The following is a 19,496-nucleotide window of genomic DNA, read 5'->3' as shown; positions in this document are numbered from 1 at the left end:
CTGCCTGCGTGAGCCAAACGTCGAGGCAATGAAGCGCTGCATCGCGCTGGATCTGGACTGCGCCGAGACTTGTGCGTACGCGGTCGCCACGATTGCCCGCGACAGCCAGTACGTGCGCGAGGTGTGCGCGCTTTGTGCGAAGGTCTGTGAAGAGTGCGGGGCGCAGTGCGCCAAGCACGAGGCGCAGCATTGCCAGGACTGCGCACGCACCTGTCGCGAGTGCGCGCAGGCCTGTCGCGCCATGGCTTAGGCCGAGGCGCACGAGACGGCTCGATCCCCAACGGCCGGCGCTGCTCGGCCGTACGGCAATGGCATACCGGCAGGTCGAGCCGTGTAACGGCAGGCATAGCACGTTGTAGTTCTTTCCCGCGCTAATAATAGAGTGCAAGCGATGCCCCGAGAGTCAGGAAGTCCCGCTTCCATCGCGGTGCGTCAAGGAGACGGTGTGTTCAGCGATCCCCGCCCATTGCCGACTATGCCGTCATCGGCAACACCCATAGCGTGGCGTTGGTGGCGGGGCCCATCGACTGGTGCTGCATGCCGCACTCTGCTCGATACTGGCTGTGGCGGCTACTTCCATGTCCGACCGGTGGGTCGCGAGATAAAGTCAATTGTGGTGTACGGGGGGTGATCGTGGCCGGTCGTCAGGCGGCGAGTTTCTGCTGAACCTGCGGATTGTCATGCGCCGGAGTTCCGTCCTTGAAGGGAACGCCCTTCAAGAGCAGTTCGATGTGTTCGGCGCCATTGATGCGGCGCCATGTTTTCTCGGCTTCCTCGATCAGCTTGAAGGCCAGGCCAAGGAAGGTTGCTCGTGACACGCAATTGCGCGTGCGCGTCGTGCGGTGACGCACGGTCGCGAAGGTCGACTCAATCGCGTTCGTCGTGCGGATGTGCTGCCAGTGCTCGGCCGGGAAGTCGTAGAACGTCAGCAGGCTGTCTCGATCTTTGGTGAGCACGCCGGCCGCCTTGGGTACTTGGCGCCGTAGATCGTCACAAAGCGATCGAAGGCGGCATAGGCATCTGCCCTGGTGGCTGCCATCCAAATCGCCTGCAGATCTGCCTTGGCGCGGCCATGCTGGGATTTTGGCAAGGCGTTCAGGACATTGCCCATTTTGTGGAACCAGCAACGCTGGGTACGCGTGGCCGGGAACACCTCCTCCAGGGCAGCCCAGAATCCCATGGCGCCATCGCCGACCGCCGCCAGCGGGCCAGCCTGCAGACCGCGGGATTTCAGGTCCAGCAGTACTTCTGCCCACGATGCCTTCGATTCCCGATAGCCGTCACCGATCGCCACGCGCTCCTTCCTGCCGTCGGGCGTGACACCGATGATCACCAGCAGGCATTGCCCGTCCGAGCCCTCGCTGCGCAGACCCGTGTGGATGCCGTCCACCCACCAATACACATAGCGCGCCGCCGACAGATCGCGCTGATTCCAGCTCGCATGCTCGTCTGACCACTGCGCCTTCAATCGGCTCACCACGTTGGCCGATAGCCCTTTGGCATCCTCGCCCAGCAGCACCGACAGCGCCTCGCTCATGTCGCCTGTCGAGACTCCCTTCAGGTACAGCCAGGGCAGCGCCGCACTCACCCGCGGCGACTTCCTCACATACGGCGGCACGATCGCCGAGTTGAACTTTACGCCGGAACCGGACCGGTCGCGCACCTTGGGCACCTTCACGGCAATCGGTCCAGCGCCCGTCAGCACCTCGCGCTCCGGGAGGTAGCCATTGCGAACCACGGCGCGCTGCCCGCTCAACGTCTTGACGTTACTGAACTGCTCAAGCAGCTCTGCCAGCTCCACTTCAATCGCCTCCTGGATGACCCGCCGGGCCCCGCGCCTGATCAGCTCCTCGAGCCCAAGCCCGATTTCCGATAGACCGACTGCTTCTTTCCCTTTATCCTTGCTCATGGTGGGCCCTTCTTGTGCTGGTTTCCGATCTCGACAATCAGATTCTCAGCGGAAAGCTCCACCGCCCTCTACTCCGCGCCTCAAATTCCCCGTCCGTACACCAGTTTCGACTTTAGCTCGTGGGTCGCGCGACGAGTTCGTGCCGCTACCGGGTACCCGGCGGCGTTTTGGAAACCGTTTTCGAAGCCGACGGCGAGACCAAAGCGATTGTTAGGCAGCCCCCCGTGATGGCGCTAGAAACAAGAAGCCCTTCGCAGGGCGTTAATGGGATGGACGCCCCTTCGCAGGGTCGAAGGGCTTTTCTGGATTGTCGCATTGCGCGCGAGCGGCTACAGTCCAAGGCACTGGATTCAAGTCCAATGGAAGCCCACAGACGCAGGCGGGCAGTCAGCTTATCCGCAAATGCCATAGGGCAGATAAACGCCTTGCTGAATCATTCGGGTGCGTATGGCGAACTATAGAGAACTGATTGCCCAACAGAAAACCCTGGAAGCGCAACTCCAGGCAGCGCGTGCGTCGGAGGTGGCAAGCGTCATCGCGAAAATTCAAGACCTCATGGCGGAATATGGACTGTCAGCGGAAGACCTCGTTCCCAGGCGTCGTGGTCGCCCGGCAGGCACGACTCGACACCACCGAAGTAATGGATCCGAAGACAGGCAAGACCTGGTCGGATCGCGGTCGACCCCCTTCATGGCAACCGGCAATCGGGTGCGTGCTTCCTTGAAGAATCACTCATGCGGGTCCATTTCGGTCTTTGCCGACCACCAGTTTGGTTTCGCCCTGGTACTCGTACGGTGGGATCTCCAGATTGAGCGGCGCTGGAACGTTCCGGAATACGCGTCCCGCCAGATCGAACTTGGAACCATGGCAGGGGCAGAAGAAGCCACCAGGCCAGCGGCCTCCCAAATCCGCCGCGCCGACGTCTGGGCGATAGGTCGGTACGCAGCCAAGATGCGTACAGATGCCAATTGCCACAAAGAAGTCCGGGCGGAGCGAGCGGGTTGCATTGCGTGCATGGGCGGGCTGCTGGTCCTTCTTGGACAAGGGATCGCTCAACAGGCTATCGTGCTTGCCCAGACGATCTAGCATGTCGGGGGTCCGATGCAAAATCCAAACTGGCTTACCGCGCCAGGCGACGGTGACCAGAGACCCTGGCTCCACGGAATCGAGGTTCACCTCGACAGGCGCACCTCTCGATCTGGCTGCCTCGCTTGGCGCCATGCTCGCCACGAACGGCAGCATGGTGCCGACGAGTCCTACCCCGCCCACCGTGCCGGTGGCCAGCAGCAGCCTCCTGCGCTGGCGTGCGTTCTGTGGGCCTGCCGTTGGATTGCTCATCGCAGTTAATTCAATCCAGAATCCGCTTCACCGGATAGGCCACTCCCTGCTTACGGTCCGTGCTGAATGGGTTGCTATACTTCTTCGATGCGTCGGCTATTCCTGCTTCTTATAGAAGGGCTGATAAGTTGCCGGGAATGCCGGCCCACGAAATTAACTCAGGCCGCAAGTGTAATTGAACCGTCCTGACAGGAGGAAATCCCCTTCATTACATTATAGTCCTGTAATGAAGGAACGCTTCGCTCGCCTAGCGCTTGTCAGCGACGCCTCTAGCTCGGATGACAAATTCGTAATGTCACCGTCACGCACGTCTCGGCCAAGGGCGTTGTCGTAGGAGTCGCCCTTGCTGCCCACCGAGGGCTCAATGCCGGCCTCGGCCAAGCGTTCAGTGTAGCGAATGCTGACGTACTGCGAGCCGCGGTCCGAATGGCAGACGAGAGCATCGTCCAGGGCATCGAGCACGAAGTCTGTTCGCATCGAACTGCTCACCCGCCAGCCCACGATGCGCCACCGGTCCGGGCCCTTCCCTCCGGGGCGCGTTTTGCTGCACGCCCATCGATAGTACTACGACCCGATCCGTCACCCTGGCACCTATGCCCGCATTTCCCACTCGCGATTATAGCGGGCATCTCCTTGACGGGCTTTCTCCGCCGGGTGCCGAGGGCTTCTCCAGTTTCCACGCTATCCTTCACACCATGTCACCGCTGATACCCCGCCGGTGAGAGCTGCCGCATCGGACTCGTTTCGGACAACTCTTGCTGCTTTCGCGCGTTATCGACCGTCTCAGCCACCGGGTTTTCGTGTGACGAGGCTACATCTGCATTCACTGCACGTTGCAACCTGGTGCGTTGCATATACTCCTTTCTGAGCATACTGTCGGAGGCCTCCGTCATCTTGCTTTCGCGCCATGACGCCTCCCAAGCTACGAGGCTTGAGTCTTTTGCCTCGGTCGGACTTTCACCGACTGGATAATGTCCTTAGCTGGACACACCGATGCGCCAGCGCTGGTGATAAAGCTCGCGGAACGCGGCAGCGGGATAGCGCTGGGTGTCGAGCAAATTGGTAATCAGTACGCGCACCTTACCCGCTGGCGAGACCTGCCGGATCAGGCGCACGGTCTGCAGGGAAGCCAGGCATGCGTAGTCGCGCGCATCGTTGCGGGCTGGCGCAGGGAGTGTGACGATGACCTCGTCGCGGCCGGAGCGGACGAAGTGCTGCACGGCAGTGAAGCCGCTGCCATCGACGTGCATACAGAACGGCAGTTGTCGTTGGTTGAGCAAGGTTGAGGCGGGAGTCCATGTACGGATATAGAGCTGCAACCTATTGTCCGCCAGAGCACACGAAATCCCTGCGCAAACGGGAGTCGTTCATATAGTCATGCCAAGATACGGAGAATTAAAGTATTCATCAGCCCCAGGGCTTCGTATAACTACTGCAACATTTTTCAGCGGACCGTAACTCAAACTGCGGCCGGAGGGAGAAGAAAAAATGAACAAGGAAGACATTATCGAGGACTTGAAGGCGGCTTTGAAACGAGTAGCCGATAACGGCCACACGATAATATCTCCCGCTGCCCTCCGGGCGTTCCTAGCAGAAGAGGAGCCTTTAGTGACGAATCTACCGTGGCCAGATGAGGCGGAGCATCGGGAAAAAAACCGAAATAAACTTATCTTGTCGGCCACAGCCCCAGACCCTGGGGAAAGTTACAAGGCAGCGATTGAGGCAGGCCAAACAGCCATCAACGTAGCCATTTTATTAAACGGCGGTGCTGCAGTCGCATTTCTGGCTTTTCTGGGTAGCATCTTGAGCCGAAGCCCCCTACCCAATTTTGGGGCCATGATTTTCCCCCTATTTATTTTTGCCTGCGGCGCTTTAACCGCTGCCAGGGCATCGTTTCAACGTTATTGCAGCCAGGACGTCTTTACGGATGTTCACATCTGGGCGTCTACAGGGGAGCGGTCGCGGGGCGAACGAGACGAGCGCCGGCGTATCGCCAGAGAATTTCAAGAGAAGGCAGTAAGCAATTGCAGGGACTCACTACGCCTATTCTTTGGGGGGCTTGTAATGGGCATTGTAGCACTCAGTTTTTGGCCCTCTGCGCCTTCGTCAACAACGGCTTCATCACAGGGCCAGGCGGTTCATCAGTTCAGAGCCGAGCGATGTCTCCGGCCGCCAGCCGTGGAGATAAAGTCAAAAGCTTACGAAGGTCCCAGCCGTGGCAAGCCTTTGCGTGAAGCACACCGCCCACTTCCCCAATTTCCATCCAGCTTACCCCTCGAGAGCCGGCAACGGATGGTCCTATGAGGGAGAGCCGCGCCAGCTGGCAGGGGGTACCGCAAGGTGGTGAGCGGCACGGCGCGCGGCGTCGATCGGTGCCAAGAGCAGTGGGCGCGACGGCAAAGCGGCCGGCACTATGTGGACGGGATCGTTCGCCGGCCCCCTCTCAGGTCAGCCCTTCGGCGTTGCGGCGTACGCACGAAACACCCGGCTGCCAGCAACGGCCATCGTCAGCCGATACTTAATTTTCGTTGCCGTCTTGCCGTCAGGAGAGAGTTATAAGGGGGCCGCAGGCACGCCCTGTTCATCATTCGCGGTCGGCCCTTGGCCACCGGCCTTCCGCCGAGCGCCCGTCCGCTCGCGCGGCGCCACGCGCAATTCCGCCGGCCAGCTGGCGCGCGAGCGCCGCTTCGGCCTCGGCCCGACGCTGTGCCGCGGCCAGGTCGCCGGTGGTCCGCTGCTGCGCCTGGTCGGCGGTCGCGCGGTCGGCTGGTACCAGCCGGGGCAGCCTGCAGGATAGATTTAGATCGCCTCGTTACTCGGCGCGATCGTGCAGCTGGTGATCTACGGCATGGTGCGCGGCAAAGGCTGATCGACCTTCACCACATCAACGTCGGCGCCTTCTGTCACGCCGGCAGCGTCCGGCGGCGGCGCCGCCACGGTTGCCCGCGGCAGCCGGATTTCCTGCGACCGGTCGCGGCAGCGCAGCAGCGCCTGCTGGCTGCCCGGCGTGGCCATGGCGGCCACCTGCGGCGCCATGTAGCGCAGCAGGCGTACCGCCAGCGCGCTGGTAAAGCTGTACCTGGCAGCATAGGGCTCCCTCACGCTGAGGGTGACGGTGCCAAAATAACGCTCGCCAAGTGTAAAGACAAAGGTCGCCGAACGAGTGACCGAGCGTGACGAAATCAGCCGCCCGCCCGGCGCATACACCTGGAAGCGCTGGTCACCGGTACCGGTCTTGCCGGCCACCGGCAGCGGCGCCCCGTTCTTGCCCGGCACGGCAAAGGCGCCCAGGATCGATTTGGCCGTGCCCCGCTCCACCACATCCAGCATCGAGCGCCGCACCACCGCCGTCACTTCCGGCGCCAGCAGCCGCTTGCCCGGCCCCGGCTGCAGGAGAAAGCGCGTCGCATAGGGGGTGTTGGCGGCAAACTCCAGGCTGCGCACGGTGACCGTCTGCGTGGCGACGCCGTCGTTGAGGATGATGCCGGCCAGTTCCGCCAGCGCCGCGGGACGGTCGCCCGACGCGCCGATGGCGGTGGCGTACGAAGGCGTCAGCGAATCGAACGGATAGCCCAGCCGCCGCCAGCGCCGCGCAATGCCCTGGAATGCCTCCTGCTCCAGCAGGGTGCGGATGCGGTTGTCCTGGCCATACTTGCTGTGCGAGCGGAACAGCCACCGGTATACCGTCTGGCGCTCGGCCGTGCTGTCGCGCAGGATCTGCGACAGCGTGGCGTCCGGATGCTTGCCCAGGTATTCCACCATCCACAGCTCCAGCGGGTGGATGCGCGACAGGTAGCCCCGGTCGTTCAGGTTGAACTTGTCCTTGCCGTATTTGCGGTAGAGCGCTGGCAAGTCTTCGCCGGCCAGCTGCTTGTCGCCCAGGCGTGCGCGCATGATGCGGATGTAGCTGTCCTCGTCCAGGCCCGGGCGCGCGCTCAGCAGCGTCACCGACAAGCGCACCGCATTCAGGTGCGGAGTGGTCATGCGCACGCGGCCCAGCAGCGTGGCCAGGCGCTGCTCCGAATTTTTGCCGCGGTAGTGCTGGTAAAAGCCCGTCATATAGGCGCTACCCTCCTGGTCGGCAAAGCGCTCCAGGTAGGCAAGGCGTTCGGGCGAACTCCGATCTTCAAAAATATCGCTCATGTCCGGCCTGGCGTGGAACATCTCATAGCGCACGATGTCGCGCATCAGGCGGATGAAGACCAGGTTGACCGAATGCTGGAAGCCCGCGCGCACGGTCATGATGCGCTCGCCTTCCCAGCGCTCGAAGTTGGAGAAACTTTGCCGGCCGCCGCCAGTGAAGAAGCCTTCGCCCGTGCTGCCGGAGTACTTGCGCTCCATCGCCGCCTCCAGCATAGGCGTCAATTCGCGATCCTCCGGCGAACGCGCCTTGCCCAGGTAATCGACCGCCCAGCGGCTAAGCGCGTCCTGCGTCGCCAGCCTCACTCCGGCCAGCTCCGCGCGGCTCATGGCGGCATAGCGGTCATGGAGTTCGGTGATGATCTCCAGGTAGGTCACCAGCGTGCGCAGCTTGGCCGTGGAACCCAGGTTGAGCCGGGCGCCGCTGTTGATGTCGAAAGGCTGGTCCACGTTGTCGGCCTGCACCCGCACCACGCTGGCATTGCCCACGCGCTCGAACAGCGTGAAGCTGGCCGTCAGCCTTGATGGATCATCCTGGTCGCGCAGCATATTGTGCCCGTACAGGCCCATCCTGCGGGCGTCGTCCTTATCGCGCATGCGCATCAGCGTATCGGTGGCAATGCGCTGCGCCTCACGGTTGATGGTGCTGTCCGTGGTCAGGTCCAGGCGGTCCATGTCGTAGCGGCTGTCGACACCAATAAGCCGGCCAATGTCCGCGCGAACGCGGTTGACGGCCTTGCGCGTGACGAAGGGCTCCTGCTCTGGCCTAGCCGGCGGAGCGGCCTTGCCCAGCGGTTGCCGCAGCGCGGTATCGCGCAGCTCCGGCGTGATGATGCGGTTGGCCGCCAGCAGGCGCAGGTAGCTGCCGGTCAGCGCGTCCAGGTTGGTGTCGTCGCGGCGCAGGTGGTAGGACGGCCGGCGCTGCGAGATGATCAGCGATAGCGCCCGCTTGAAGGCCTGCGCCTCATGATCGCTCGGCGCGCGCGGATCCATCTGTTTCATCAGCCGGTTGAACTCGCCGAAATCCTCGCCGTACCAGACCCACAGCGCGTCACCGATGCCGTTGATCTCGCCAAAGCCCGCGCGCGCCGACAGCGGCACCGTGTTGAGGTAGTCGACCACGATGCGTTCGCGGGCGCGCTGCGTGTCCGGTCCGTCCATATAGGCGCGCAGCGAAGCCGAAGCCATCTGCCGGAGCTTCTCGGAAATCGACTGCGTGCGGCCCTGCGGCGAATGCCGGTATTTCTCGATCTGGGTGGCAAGCGTGCTGCCTCCAGGGGATTCGTGGGACTTGTCGGCCAGCCGGATCGCCTGGTCGATCACCGCGCGAGACAGTCGCTTCCAGTCCAGCGCTGGGTTCATGCTCGGGTACTCGGGATTGAGCAGCCCCTGGTTCTCGACGAACAGCAGCGCACCGACCAGCACCGGCGGCACCGCGGCGAAGTCTGCATACTGCCGCTGCGGATAGCGTTCGAACACCAGCGTCAGGCCATTGCAGTCGCGCAGCGCCAAGCCGGCCTGGTTTTTTTCGCGGTACGGAGGAATGATGCCCTGGTCCATCAGGCGAACCATCTCGGGCGACATGCGCGCCTGCTCTACGGGCACGTAGCCGCGCTGCGTCAGCCGCTCGGCGAACAGCGGCAGCCGCCCGTAGCCCAGCCGCGCGTCGTAGGGGCCGGAATGCGGGAAACGGATGCTGTCGCTCGCGCCGGGCAGCACCTCGAAGGTAAGTTGCTTGTTCAACTGGCCTAGTAGGCGCGCCTGCCATTGCGAATTGCGCACTTCGCTGGCGACTAGACCATAAACAAAATACCCGCCCCCGCAGAGGGCGACCGCCAAGCCAGCGAAAATCCAGCCACGTCGTGACACGTTTCGGCCATCCCATTGTACCGGCGCCCGCCAACACGGTGGGCATGCTGGCCCCAAGCGCAAGTGGTGCGCGCCTTCGCGCGCACCACTTGCTCTAATATTACTAGGATCGGAGTTGGCATGCTGCAAGTGTGTAGCCGCGCGCGCAACTGTCGCCGGGCATCATCGGGGCGTGAAACCCATTTTCCACAAGTGCGGCCCGCGACCGGCAGGCTGCGCAGGGCGTTTACGGCGCATTCAGCCCGCACCGGGGGCGCCGAACGGATAGCCGGTATCGTTGTAGCTGTGCATCAAGATACGGTGTTTGGACAGGCGAAAGTCGTCCCTGCCTGCGTACGTTTGGCGCTGCCTGCTTCCTTCCCCTCGGCAAGCGCCGATATCCACCTTGCTGGCGGCGCCATGCCTGGACCTATCGATCTGGCCGAAGTGTTTGTAGATATTGGGAATGCCATTCTTCGCCTCATCGCGGCCCAGCATGTCGTCGTGTTTCGCATCATCGGCAATAGACCGCTCGTCAAACCTTGCCAGCGTCTGGCGGCAAAGGCCGCGAAGGCCACCGAGTCCGGGTCAAGACTGCCTTGCTGGCTTTCAACCTACGGTTTGGCAAAGCGGCTTACTCAAAGAATTTGTAGCGAAGCGGATGCAAGATTTCACGCCGTGCCTGCGCCCATCGGACGGCGCCGACCACTGCGCTAAAAATCCTCCGGTCTAGCGCAAATTCCCCGTATGCCCCAGCGAGTATCGACCAGGCTGCGGCCACACCGTCAGCCCGTGCGGTTCGCAGCCGACCTTGATCTTGTCGACGCTGCCCGTGGCTGTGTCAATGCGGTACACCACATCGTCGAACCGGCCGGATAGCCACAAGTATTTACCGTCGGCGCTGACGTTGCCCATGTCAGGGCTGCCGCCCCCCAGAATAGGCCAGGTTTTGGTGACGGTGCGGGTGGCGAAATCAATCACTGATATGCTGCCTTTGCCGCCCGGCGTGCCGTGGACCTTGTTTGTGCCACGGTTGGTCACGTACAGGCTTCTGGCGTCGCGACTGGGATACAGACCATGCGCGCCGATGCCAGTGGCAATAAAGCCAACCTGCTTGAACGATTCGCCATCCACCACATGGACACCATCGGCCATCATATCCGCCACGAAAAATACCTTGCCGTCTGGCGATACCCGCACGTCTTGCGGCATGGCCTTGGCGGCGCGGTCTTCGCCGCCAAGCTGACCCGGGTCAAGTATCCTAGCCTTTCTCTTGCGCGATGTCGCGAACAGGACGTCCGGTCGATCAAAGTATTTGCTCAGCTTGAGGATGCCCGCTAAGCTCCGATTCACTAGGTCGATCTTGATGACTGCCCCATCGAATTCGCAGGTGAACAGCGCGAACCTGCCGTCAATGGAGAAATCACCGTGATTGATGCCGCCGCACTTCGGCGTGAGTATCGAATATTGCAACTTCATGCTGCGCGGTTCACGAAAGTCTAGACGCTTGTACGCCTCGGCCACCACGATGGCCGATTGCCCATCTGGCGACCAATATAGATTGTAGGGATCTTCCACCCGGATCGATTTACCTGGTTTGCCAGTGTTGGGATCGATCGGCGTCAGACTACCATCGCGGCGGCCTTCGGCGTTGTTGGTTACCCACAGCGTGCGCAAGTCCCATGCGGGCACCACATGCTGTGGGTTGACGCCAACGTTGATGGTATCGATTACCTCAAGCGTGGCCGGATCGATCACCGACACCGTATTGGACGTGTGGTTGGGCACGTACACCCGCTCCAAGGCCTCAGTTACCGCTGGGCTCATGCGGCTAACCCCCGCCTCGCTGTATAGATTGCTCGAATCAGGCACAGCCGGCATGTCGGCCACCGTCGCCATTGGTCCTTTTTGCATAGGCGCTTCGGCTGGCAGCGGTGCTTTTGCCGGGCTCGCGAAGGCCGGCTTGACCACCGACCAAGCAGATGCCGCTACGGCGACCACCGCTACCAAAGTCGCGACCACGGGATTCTTGGGCATGCTCAATCTCACATTCTGGGAAGAAAATGATCGCTCAACGCGAAAAACTCCCGGTCAGTGCGACTGTCGGAATGTTGGCCGCCGTTGAATGGCATCGGCAGCAGCCCTCGTCGAAATCTTTTAGACGTGGTCCGGGGTGTCGCCACTTGTGGTCACAATTCGGGGTGCTCGCAGGGCTGCGGGTCCAACTACTAGACGGGCTCGGGGCACCAAGCACAAGCCGCCCTCGTTACCGAGACCAACTACCATCTTATTCTGTCCCAGATGCCGTGCACGGGCCGCCAGCCCGTTTCATCCTACGGGGTCGGACGTGTCCGATGGACAACTAGACAGCAGCGTCGCCGCGCTCACCCGTTCGAATTCGGAGAATGTCCTCTAAATCGGAAATCGCAATCAAGCCATCATGACGGTTGCCAGTGTAAGCAGCGGCACGTATGGTACCCACTATTCCCTCTAGGTGCTCATCTGCGCAAAATATCAATAGAACCACCTGATCGTGGGCGTCGGGGTTCCATTCGGAGCCAGTGAAAGCATGGTGCTGGCCGGTCCCTCGCGGATGCCCTCGTGCATGAAACAATGTAAAACCAGGCAAATGGTCAACTTCGTGTAAGGCGGCTTCGACGCTCTCCAGGCGATGTGGTGGCAGAACTACAATTACTTGTTTCATAGCGGCCCCTATCAACTATCTCTCTTTCGATCTCAATCGAAGTCGATCCATATGGTAATTTTCGTTCACAGCAGGTAGTTTGTCCACGAAGAGGCGCCGGATAACTGCCGGCCGGTGGCTCCGAAGGTCTCCGGTCAGAGGGACAGCGGCGATGCCACTTACCGGATTTTTGTGAACAACAGAAGAGCAGGAATTAGTGCAAGTTTTGACGGGACCGGGAGCGCCGGCGCCGGTGGGTCCGCAGAAGAGAAGCTGGATGTGCGAGGGCTGGAACCTGGCAAGACAGTGTCGACGGTGGCCCGCCAGCCTGGCATGAGCCCCAATCTGCACTTTGGCCTGGTGCAAGCTGTACCAAGATGGGAGCCGTTCGGCGATCAGTGCCGGCGAGGCGATTGTGCCGGCGTCGGGACTGCATGAGGCTTTGAAGCAGGTCGCCGACTTGCAGCGCCTGCTGCTGCAAGGCAGTGGAGTGCCACCACGGCCTCAGCACAGGCATCACGGCAAAGTGGCACGAAACAAGCTTCGTTTGCGCCCCACCGATTTCATACCAGCCCCGAAACGATCGATGCCGATGCCAGACGAAGTGAAGGCCTTGCCGTCTGCGTCCAGTGTCATTGCTACCATGGCGCCTGGTGTTTTTCTGAGGCATTCTCTGCTCACGGTCGCATCGGTGCATCTATTTCATCATATCACTCGCGCTGCCCGGTTATTTCTTGAACCACGGCACGATCTCAGACGTCCGCCGCCATCAAGTCGTTGCTCGGCCTCGTGCTAAAAATCTCGCGGCCGGTTCTGGCCAGATGGCACCTAGTCTAGGAAGGCGTGCAGATCCCCATGTTGGCGACGTGGTCCGTGTTCGGCCAAGTGAAACGCACACGCGCCGGTGACACAGTCTCCGAGTCGCTTGGTTACCGGTCAGCTCTGCGGTAATCCCTGATTCGCCATACATCATTGCGACGCGAGCGCCGCTCACGCCGCATTTGCAATGCCGGGCGCATCGCGGCTCCTTTGCGAACGAATATCTGCTACGCGCCACGGGGCGCGCAACTGACTCAGGCGCAGTTCGACGCCCTTGTAGTCGGCCTACCCTGGCAGCGCCTGGAGGACCTGCGCGCCATTACACGGTTATGACGATGAGCCCGGCGCGCTGACAGCATAAATCCGGATGGCGGTGTTGCCCGGTGGCTGGCACGAAGGCCCTATCCTGAACCTGCGCCAACGACAAGACCAAGACCTTCAGCGCCTCGCGCCAGAGGACGTCTTGGCTGGCGCAGCAGATTCTCGCGCACATCCAGCTGCAGGAACGAGGTCAAGCTCAAGGACGTCAAGATCGAGAAGAGACGAGGCCAGTCTGCAAGTGCAGTTGCAGCAGATTAAGGGTTAGCCCTCTGCCGAAGACAAGACCAAGTCCAAGCGCAAGCCCCGTCGCCAGCCACTGCCTGCCCACCTGCGCCGAGTCGAGCATCACCACGGGCCCGAGGACACCCACTGCCCAACACCAGGTTGGGGACGGGCGGCCATGGTACGAGGACGTTAGGAGCATTCCAGTCCCGTGCCGGGCCCGGCGTGGGCAGAGAAACTGAGATGAGCTATACCGGTGAACGGTAGCGCCGCGATGACCGACCGCCCAATGGTGCGCGCTCGCGGCATGCACGCCGTGGAGTGAGCTGGGGTTACCCCGTTTTATCGGACAGATCTGCTATTGGAATGTTAGGTCGATGGGCGGTCTCCTTGTGATGGGGCAGTGTAAGCCCGGTGTAGCGACGGATGCATGACGCCGACTGGCAGCGTCTCAAAACTGTGCAGCCGATGTGGGTTGTACCAGTGTTTCCAGGATCGGTCCCCGATATGGGCGACCCGCAGGTTGTGCAATACCAGCAGCGAACGAATCCGGTTGGTGTGGGACGTGCGTTCGAGCCTGAGCCGCCCGAGCTCGCGGTGCAAACGCCGCTCATCTTCCTGCTGTGGTGTCGGGACTCGCGCGACTGCCCACAGGCGCCGCTCGCCGGCGTGGTAACGCATCAACATCGAGAGCATCTTGTCGCCGTCGACACGGTCGGTCTTGGCGCGTCGGGCGCGGCGGTTGACTTCAATGCTGGCCGAATCCACGACCAGGTTAGCGATGCCTTGTTCCGTTAACCAGCGATGCAGCCAGAAGCCATCGCGGCCGGCCTCGTAGCAACTGCGCACCGGGGCTAGCGGCGCCAGGCCGCAGCGAGCTTTGGCCTTGGTGATCACTTGCAGGACTGCATTCAGGTCACCAGCAAGTAGCGTATGCCGGCTCGGTCCACGCACGCCGTCGCCCAGCGACAGCTTCCAGCTCTTGTCGCCCAGTTCGAAAGCCATGTACAGCCAGCCGGTGATCGTCGTATTCTGCCCCTGAAGGGCTGTGTCAGCCGTGTTCATTTGCGTGCTCCTTTCGAGAAACGAGACTGCGAATCTTCGTTTTACTCCAGGGGCTTGCCTCCGCGGCCCTTCATAGTATCTCCAGCTCAGCGAAGTCCTGACCGACGTGATGGGCATGACCGGGCAGGCCATCGTGCGGGCGATTGTCGCGGGCGAGCGTGACCCCGCGGTCCTGGCGCAGCACCGCAATCGTCGCGTTAGGGCCAGCGTGGCCGACATCCAGCGCGCACTGACCGGCAACTGGCGCGAGGAGCAACTGTTCGTGCTTGGGCAGGCGCTAGCGATGTTCGACAGTCTGGCCCAGCGCATCCTCGAGTGCGACGCCAAGATCGAGGCGTTGCTGGTGCCGCTGGGCCGTCACGAGCTCGAACTCGGCGGGCCGGGCAAGCGGCGCGGCAAGAACACCCCGGAGTTCGATGCCCGCACCGCGCTGGCGCGCTGGGCTGGCGTGGACCTCACGCGCATTAATGGCCTGGCGGTCACCTCGGTGATGACGATCCTCTCAGAGATCGGCACCGACCTCAGCCGCTTTGCCAACGTCAAGCACTTCTGCTCGTGGCTGGGCCTGTGTCCCGGCACCAAGATCAGCGGCGGCAAGGTACTCAGCGCGCGCACCAAGCGTTCCACCAACCGGGTACGCCAAGCGCTCAAGCTGGCCGCGATGAGCCTGTCGCGCAACGACTCGGCGCTGGACGCGTTCTACCGCCGCCTGTGTGCCCGCATGGACAAGCCCCGGGCCAACACCGGCCAACACCGCGGTCGCCCACAAACTCGCGCGCATGGTGTACTTCATGCTGACGCGCGGCGAGGCCTTCGTCGACCAAGGCCAGCAATTCTATGAAGAGCAGCAGCGCCAGCGCAGCATCGCCGCCCTCAAGCGCCGCGCCACAGCCTTGGGCTTCCAGCTCAATCCGGTGCCGGTGGCCACTTGAACCCAGCCGCCTTCAGTTGTGTTTCTCGGGAGAAGTTGGATATCGTGCCAGTTCTTCGTGCACATCGCGCCCAGATTGCGAGCCCGTAATGTTCCGGCAATCCCCGGGCAATGACGTCCCTCCATACTGCAACAAGCAAGTCTTGCCGTGCTTGTCAGCACCAAGTACTGGAAGCGTCCGCCGCCAAGGTGTCACGTGTACGCACGCCGTAATACGAGGTATGCATGAGAAAATTTTTGGTCTGTGCGGCGATTGCGGTGACTTTTCCGGGTCCCATTTGGTCGGCAGACTACCCGGAGGGTTGGCATGAACCTCCGGGGCATCCGAGTCCCCCGCCCGCGTATGCAGGGAACTCAGTCGATAGGCAAGGCCTCCCTACGGATATCGAGAAAGGCAATGCCCCAAGCCTTTCTATTGCGCTTGCCGCGAACCCGCGTCACAGGCTGATAAGACACGGATCAGATTCAAAGCCATCATCCGCCAATGCGCAACCCTGTCAACAGGGAGCTTCGTCTCCCGCTGGTCTCCCCATTCAAGAGGCCCCACGCTGATCGCGTAGTATGAGCGGCTAGGAGGCTGCGCGGCAGAGCCGTGTGACCGGTTTTTTGTAGAGCGCTGACGATGGCGGCGGCGCTCTCCGCAATTGGCAAGGCGTCGGCGCCAAGGATGCCAATCTTGCGGCGCGCAGCGTGTTATGACGACTGGGGTCCTCTTGAGTCACCCCATTCAGCTTCGTCCTCACAGATACGCCATTCGCCTCAGATTCAGCGCCATGCAGACGAGTTTCCACTCCGCCTTCACCTTGTCGATGCCCCTCATGCTGAACTGGCGGAATCCCATCACGGCCTTGATCCAGCCATTCGGGGCTTCGACGATCGCCTTGCGTCGGCGGTAGGCCGCCTCGCCCTGTTCCGTTTTCAACTTCACCGCCATCGCCGCCGTGTGCGGATGGGTCTGGGCATTGACCTTGGCATCCTCACGCCCCTCTCGACCCAGGGCAACGATGACCTCGCCGTGGTGATCGGCGACCTTCGCCAGGACTGCCTCGCTACGGAATCCCGCATCGGCCAAGGTCTGTGCCGGCATTTCGCCGGTGTTGGACTTTACCGCCGCCAGCATTCCCGGTAGCGCCTGGCTGTCCGCGGCGCAGTTGGTCAGCTCCGCCGCCACTATGAACTGGTGCGCGGCATCCACCGCCGTGTACCCGTTGTAGCTCTGTTCGAAGCCGCCGCTGGCGTGTTTCATGATCCGGCTGTCCGGATCAGTGAAGCTCTCCTGATCACGATCATCCGGCATACCGAACTCGCGCTTGTACGATCCACCGCCCTTGTCCGAGCCATCCGGATGGCGAGGCCGGCGGCCATCGTTCTCGCTGCGCCCCCGCGCCAGATCCTCTTCGCGCTGACGCGCTTCCAGGCGCGCCTTTGCCGCCTGAATTGCCTCCAGGCGCTTCTCACGGCGAGAGATCTCGGCAGGAATGTCCAGTTCCGGCTCGTTGCGCTCCTGCTCGTCGGTGGCCTTGGCGCGATCCAGCAGCGCCTTGATCTCGGACTTCAATTCGTCCTCGGCCTGCTTCATGCGCTTGTAGCTCATTGCCTTATGGCGGCTGGCGTTGGCTTTCACTTTCGTGCCGTCCACCGCAATCGTACCCAGCTTCACCAGCCCGCATTCGCGCGCCAGTTGCACCACCTGCACAAACAAATTCTCAAGCTCGATCAGGTGCAGAGCACGGAAGTCACTCAGCGTGCGGTGGGCTGGGAAGTTTCCGGCGGCCAGCACACGAAAAGCGACATCCTCGTGCAGTTTCCTCGCCAGCTTGCGCGAGGAGAACACACCGGTCGCGTAGCCATAGATCAGCACCTTGACCATCATCGCCGGATGAAAGGGCTGATTGCGCGGGCCGCCGCCGGCATACCGGCCGTGGAATGCGGACAAGTCCAGCGCATCGACGGTCTCGCTGATGAAGTAGGCGAGATGCCCTTCAGGTAGCCACTCTTCCAGAGAAGGGGGCAGCAGATAGGATTGGTCGGGTTGATAAGGAAGGTAACTGGCAGCCATGCCCGTATTGTCCTCGATCTTTCGCCGATTTGGCTTCTGCCGCGCAGCCTCCTAGGGCCGCATGTCCCGATACATCTTAAGCATGCCTTTGTGCTCCTCCGCGGTCTTCTGGGTGGAAAACTGCATGCGCATAGCGTTCTCCGCGAAAGCCACACGTTCAACATCCATCTCGACTGTCCATGCTTGACGAAAGAGCAAGTCTTCGGTAACAGCGGGCTTGGTGGCTTCCATGTGTCGTGTCGACGTGGTTACTCAAGGGAACTGGTGGGTGTTGCCCATCGCCCGCTCCACCTCCGCGCCAAAGTCGATATCCCTGGCTTTGTAGTTTGGCGTGTCTGCGTTGGCAATATTCGAGCCAAGCAATTCGAATCTCCGAGTTCGGAGCCGAAGCGCCTGCTCGTGAATGTTCTCTTCGCTTCGCGCATATTTGGCGACGTATCCGCTATCGGTCATCTCGTCCACTCGGTCTGAAGCGCGCAGCGAATTCGGACCGCAATGCCGGCATCTCCACAAACAGGCGGCACTTCCAGGCAGCTTCACATTACAGATTTGCAATCTGATCGCCGTCTGCTTTGCGGGCCCAAGCGTTTGCTCACCTGATTGATCGAATAGCGCGGAGCGCTGTAGTAGCAATGCCAAAACTGGGGCCTTGTAATAGCTTCGCAATGTGACAGCAATCTGCGCGTTTTTATACTCGCCCCTCAATTGACCTTGCAAACGTGACAGAGGGGGATTCGCGCAATCACTCGGATGACGGTATCCATGGCTCTTGGGGGGTGATCGGCTACGAGCGTGAAGCCGCCGGCAGAGCGGCCGGTGGGCGTACCCACATGCTCGCGCAGGCGCAATTCCAAAAAGGGAAGATGCGACGCGCGTGAGCGGACTTACTACGGCCGCGAGCATTTGGATGGCAGCCGCAATCGGCGTTGCTGTGGACTTGGGCACGCGATAACTGCTGCTGTCGCGACCAGCTATACTCTTCTTGTACTCAGCCTGTTTCGACTCCGGAAAGACTAGCGGATATCAACGCACCGGCAATGCTTAAAACTCGTAACCAACAGAGAAACAGCCATGGGAATCCTTGACCGGATATTTGGTGGCCATCATGGTGGGGGCCACCACGGTGGTGGCGGGCATCACGGCGGAGGCTATGGCGCTACTCCGGGCGGCTATGGCAATGTTCCACCGCCCCCAGGCGGCGCGATTGCGTGTCCTAGCTGTCGGGCCGTCAACGCAGTCGGGGCCCGGTTTTGTCAGCAGTGCGGCACTTCGCTGGCGCCGTCTGCTTGTGCGCAGTGCGGCACGACGTTACAGGCCGGGGCCAAATTTTGCGGGCAATGTGGCAAGGCTGTAGCCTAAACACAGGGCCGCTCGCATGGCTAGCCCCCGTGAGCAAGTCCTTGCGCTGACCCTCATTCCGGCGGTCGCCACCGTTTTGGGCGGCGCAATCGCTGTATGGCGAACGCCCAGCGAAACCGTACGGAGCGTGATTCAGCACTTCGCCGCCGGTGTTGTGCTGGCGGCTGTGGCCGGCGAGTTGTTGCCCGAGATGACCAGGGAGCACCAACCGCTCGGAGTCGTGATCGGCTTTATCCTCGGTGTTGGGTTGATGCTGTGCGTCAAATTAGTTGCCGAGCGTATTGAGGCACGCGATGAGGCAACATCGGGCGGCAAGGTCGGCCTGCTGGCTGCCGTGGCCATCGATATCTTTATCGATGGCTTGCTGATTGGCGTGGGATTCGCCGCAGGTGCCCGAGTTGGAACCTTGCTTGTAATCGCGCTGACGCTTGAGCTGCTGTTCCTAGGTCTCTCCGTGGCCACGAGCCTTGCTCAGGCCAACTGGGGGCGAGGACGCAACTTGCTCAGCGTCGCAAGCCTGAGCAGCGTGGTCGTTGCGGGAGCCTTGTTGGGCATCGCGCTGCTGGGCGGGCTTTCAGGAGTCGCGCTGGAAATCGTGCTGTCATTTGGCGCCGCAGCCCTAATGTACTTGGTGGTGGAAGAGCTACTGACCGAGGCGCACGAAGTCCAAGAAACTCCGTTCATCACCGCTGCTTTCTTTGCAGGATTTGTCTCCCTGTACCTTTTGGAACTGATGGCATGATAACGGTACGACCCTGTCAGCTGCGGCGGGGGCATGATGATGCCATGTTGAACTCTTTGT

The 19,496-nt window shown here is 61.6% G+C and carries 13 protein-coding genes and 6 pseudogenes; 7 read left to right on the top strand and 12 right to left on the bottom strand.

Annotation, left to right across the window (positions count from 1 at the left end; translation table 11 throughout):
• Nucleotides 1-4 precede the first annotated feature (4 nt).
• Nucleotides 5-250: a four-helix bundle copper-binding protein gene (locus AC3WQZ_RS24525; RefSeq protein ID WP_492301424.1), complete on the top strand. Its 246-nt coding sequence runs from the start codon at nucleotides 5-7 to the stop codon at nucleotides 248-250.
• A 394-nt stretch (nucleotides 251-644) separates the two neighbouring features.
• Here AC3WQZ_RS24525 and AC3WQZ_RS24520 read toward each other — a convergent pair.
• From AC3WQZ_RS24520 to AC3WQZ_RS24505, 4 genes and pseudogenes are all read right to left on the bottom strand, one after another.
• Nucleotides 645-1,909: pseudogene (locus AC3WQZ_RS24520) on the bottom strand (IS256 family transposase).
• Nucleotides 1,910-2,641: 732 nt separating this feature from the next.
• Nucleotides 2,642-3,247 (bottom strand): ubiquinol-cytochrome c reductase iron-sulfur subunit, encoded by a 606-nt coding sequence (petA, locus tag AC3WQZ_RS24515; RefSeq protein WP_454749102.1) that lies wholly within the window; start codon nucleotides 3,245-3,247, stop codon nucleotides 2,642-2,644.
• A 306-nt stretch (nucleotides 3,248-3,553) separates the two neighbouring features.
• Nucleotides 3,554-3,754: pseudogene (locus tag AC3WQZ_RS24510) on the bottom strand (DDE-type integrase/transposase/recombinase); the annotation flags it as partial.
• Nucleotides 3,755-4,224: 470 nt separating this feature from the next.
• Nucleotides 4,225-4,566, bottom strand: a complete 342-nt coding sequence (locus tag AC3WQZ_RS24505) for a hypothetical protein (RefSeq protein WP_454749101.1) — start codon at nucleotides 4,564-4,566, stop codon at nucleotides 4,225-4,227.
• A 169-nt stretch (nucleotides 4,567-4,735) separates the two neighbouring features.
• Here AC3WQZ_RS24505 and AC3WQZ_RS24500 point away from each other — a divergent pair, with 169 nt between their 5' ends.
• Entirely contained in the window at nucleotides 4,736-5,551 is an 816-nt protein-coding gene (locus AC3WQZ_RS24500) for a hypothetical protein (RefSeq protein WP_454749100.1), read from the top strand.
• A 537-nt stretch (nucleotides 5,552-6,088) separates the two neighbouring features.
• Here AC3WQZ_RS24500 and AC3WQZ_RS24495 read toward each other — a convergent pair.
• From AC3WQZ_RS24495 to AC3WQZ_RS24480, 4 genes are all read right to left on the bottom strand, one after another.
• On the bottom strand, nucleotides 6,089-9,256 hold the full coding sequence (locus AC3WQZ_RS24495; RefSeq protein ID WP_454749099.1) for a transglycosylase domain-containing protein: 3,168 nt from the start codon (nucleotides 9,254-9,256) through the stop codon (nucleotides 6,089-6,091).
• Nucleotides 9,257-9,493: 237 nt separating this feature from the next.
• Entirely contained in the window at nucleotides 9,494-9,733 is a 240-nt protein-coding gene (locus AC3WQZ_RS24490; RefSeq protein ID WP_454749098.1) for a hypothetical protein, read from the bottom strand.
• A gap of 231 nt (nucleotides 9,734-9,964) precedes the next feature.
• A complete protein-coding gene (locus AC3WQZ_RS24485; RefSeq protein WP_454749097.1) occupies nucleotides 9,965-11,272 on the bottom strand; it encodes a YncE family protein in 1,308 nt (435 codons plus the stop codon).
• Nucleotides 11,273-11,597: 325 nt separating this feature from the next.
• Nucleotides 11,598-11,939 carry a P-II family nitrogen regulator gene (locus AC3WQZ_RS24480; protein ID WP_454749096.1) on the bottom strand — a complete coding sequence of 114 codons (342 nt, stop codon included), beginning with the start codon at nucleotides 11,937-11,939 and terminating at the stop codon, nucleotides 11,598-11,600.
• A gap of 196 nt (nucleotides 11,940-12,135) precedes the next feature.
• Here AC3WQZ_RS24480 and AC3WQZ_RS24475 point away from each other — a divergent pair.
• Nucleotides 12,136-12,393, top strand: a pseudogene (locus AC3WQZ_RS24475) (transposase); the annotation flags it as partial.
• A gap of 1,352 nt (nucleotides 12,394-13,745) precedes the next feature.
• Here the strand turns inward: AC3WQZ_RS24475 and AC3WQZ_RS24470 are convergent.
• A pseudogene (locus AC3WQZ_RS24470) lies at nucleotides 13,746-14,345 on the bottom strand (transposase); the annotation flags it as partial.
• A 79-nt stretch (nucleotides 14,346-14,424) separates the two neighbouring features.
• Between AC3WQZ_RS24470 and AC3WQZ_RS24465 the strand changes: the two are divergent.
• Nucleotides 14,425-15,277: pseudogene (locus AC3WQZ_RS24465) on the top strand (transposase); the annotation flags it as partial.
• A 738-nt stretch (nucleotides 15,278-16,015) separates the two neighbouring features.
• Here AC3WQZ_RS24465 and AC3WQZ_RS24460 read toward each other — a convergent pair.
• The 3 genes and pseudogenes from AC3WQZ_RS24460 to AC3WQZ_RS24450 all read right to left on the bottom strand — a co-directional run.
• Nucleotides 16,016-17,335 carry an IS1182 family transposase gene (locus AC3WQZ_RS24460; protein ID WP_454749095.1) on the bottom strand — a complete coding sequence of 440 codons (1,320 nt, stop codon included), beginning with the start codon at nucleotides 17,333-17,335 and terminating at the stop codon, nucleotides 16,016-16,018.
• A 51-nt stretch (nucleotides 17,336-17,386) separates the two neighbouring features.
• The gene (locus AC3WQZ_RS24455) at nucleotides 17,387-17,566 is read right to left on the bottom strand and encodes a hypothetical protein (RefSeq protein ID WP_454749094.1); all 180 of its coding nucleotides are present in this window, start codon (nucleotides 17,564-17,566) and stop codon (nucleotides 17,387-17,389) included.
• 68 nt (nucleotides 17,567-17,634) lie between these two features.
• Nucleotides 17,635-17,788 (bottom strand): annotated as a pseudogene (locus tag AC3WQZ_RS24450) (flagellar basal body rod protein FlgB); the annotation flags it as partial.
• A 421-nt stretch (nucleotides 17,789-18,209) separates the two neighbouring features.
• On the opposite strand from AC3WQZ_RS24450, the gene AC3WQZ_RS24445 reads away from it, so the two are divergent.
• The 3 genes from AC3WQZ_RS24445 (at nucleotide 18,210) to AC3WQZ_RS24435 (ending at nucleotide 19,436) form a co-directional block, all read left to right on the top strand.
• A complete protein-coding gene (locus AC3WQZ_RS24445; RefSeq protein ID WP_454749105.1) occupies nucleotides 18,210-18,287 on the top strand; it encodes a hypothetical protein in 78 nt (25 codons plus the stop codon).
• A gap of 119 nt (nucleotides 18,288-18,406) precedes the next feature.
• Entirely contained in the window at nucleotides 18,407-18,694 is a 288-nt protein-coding gene (locus AC3WQZ_RS24440) for a double zinc ribbon domain-containing protein (protein ID WP_454749093.1), read from the top strand.
• Between the two features lie 16 nt (nucleotides 18,695-18,710).
• Nucleotides 18,711-19,436, top strand: a complete 726-nt coding sequence (locus AC3WQZ_RS24435; protein ID WP_454749092.1) for a ZIP family metal transporter — start codon at nucleotides 18,711-18,713, stop codon at nucleotides 19,434-19,436.
• Nucleotides 19,437-19,496 lie beyond the last annotated feature (60 nt).

It is taken from the genome of Cupriavidus sp. FW305-26 (assembly GCF_058787975.1).
The sequence above is the reverse complement of the archived record's forward strand: the minus strand, read 5'-3'. Positions and strand labels throughout refer to the sequence as shown.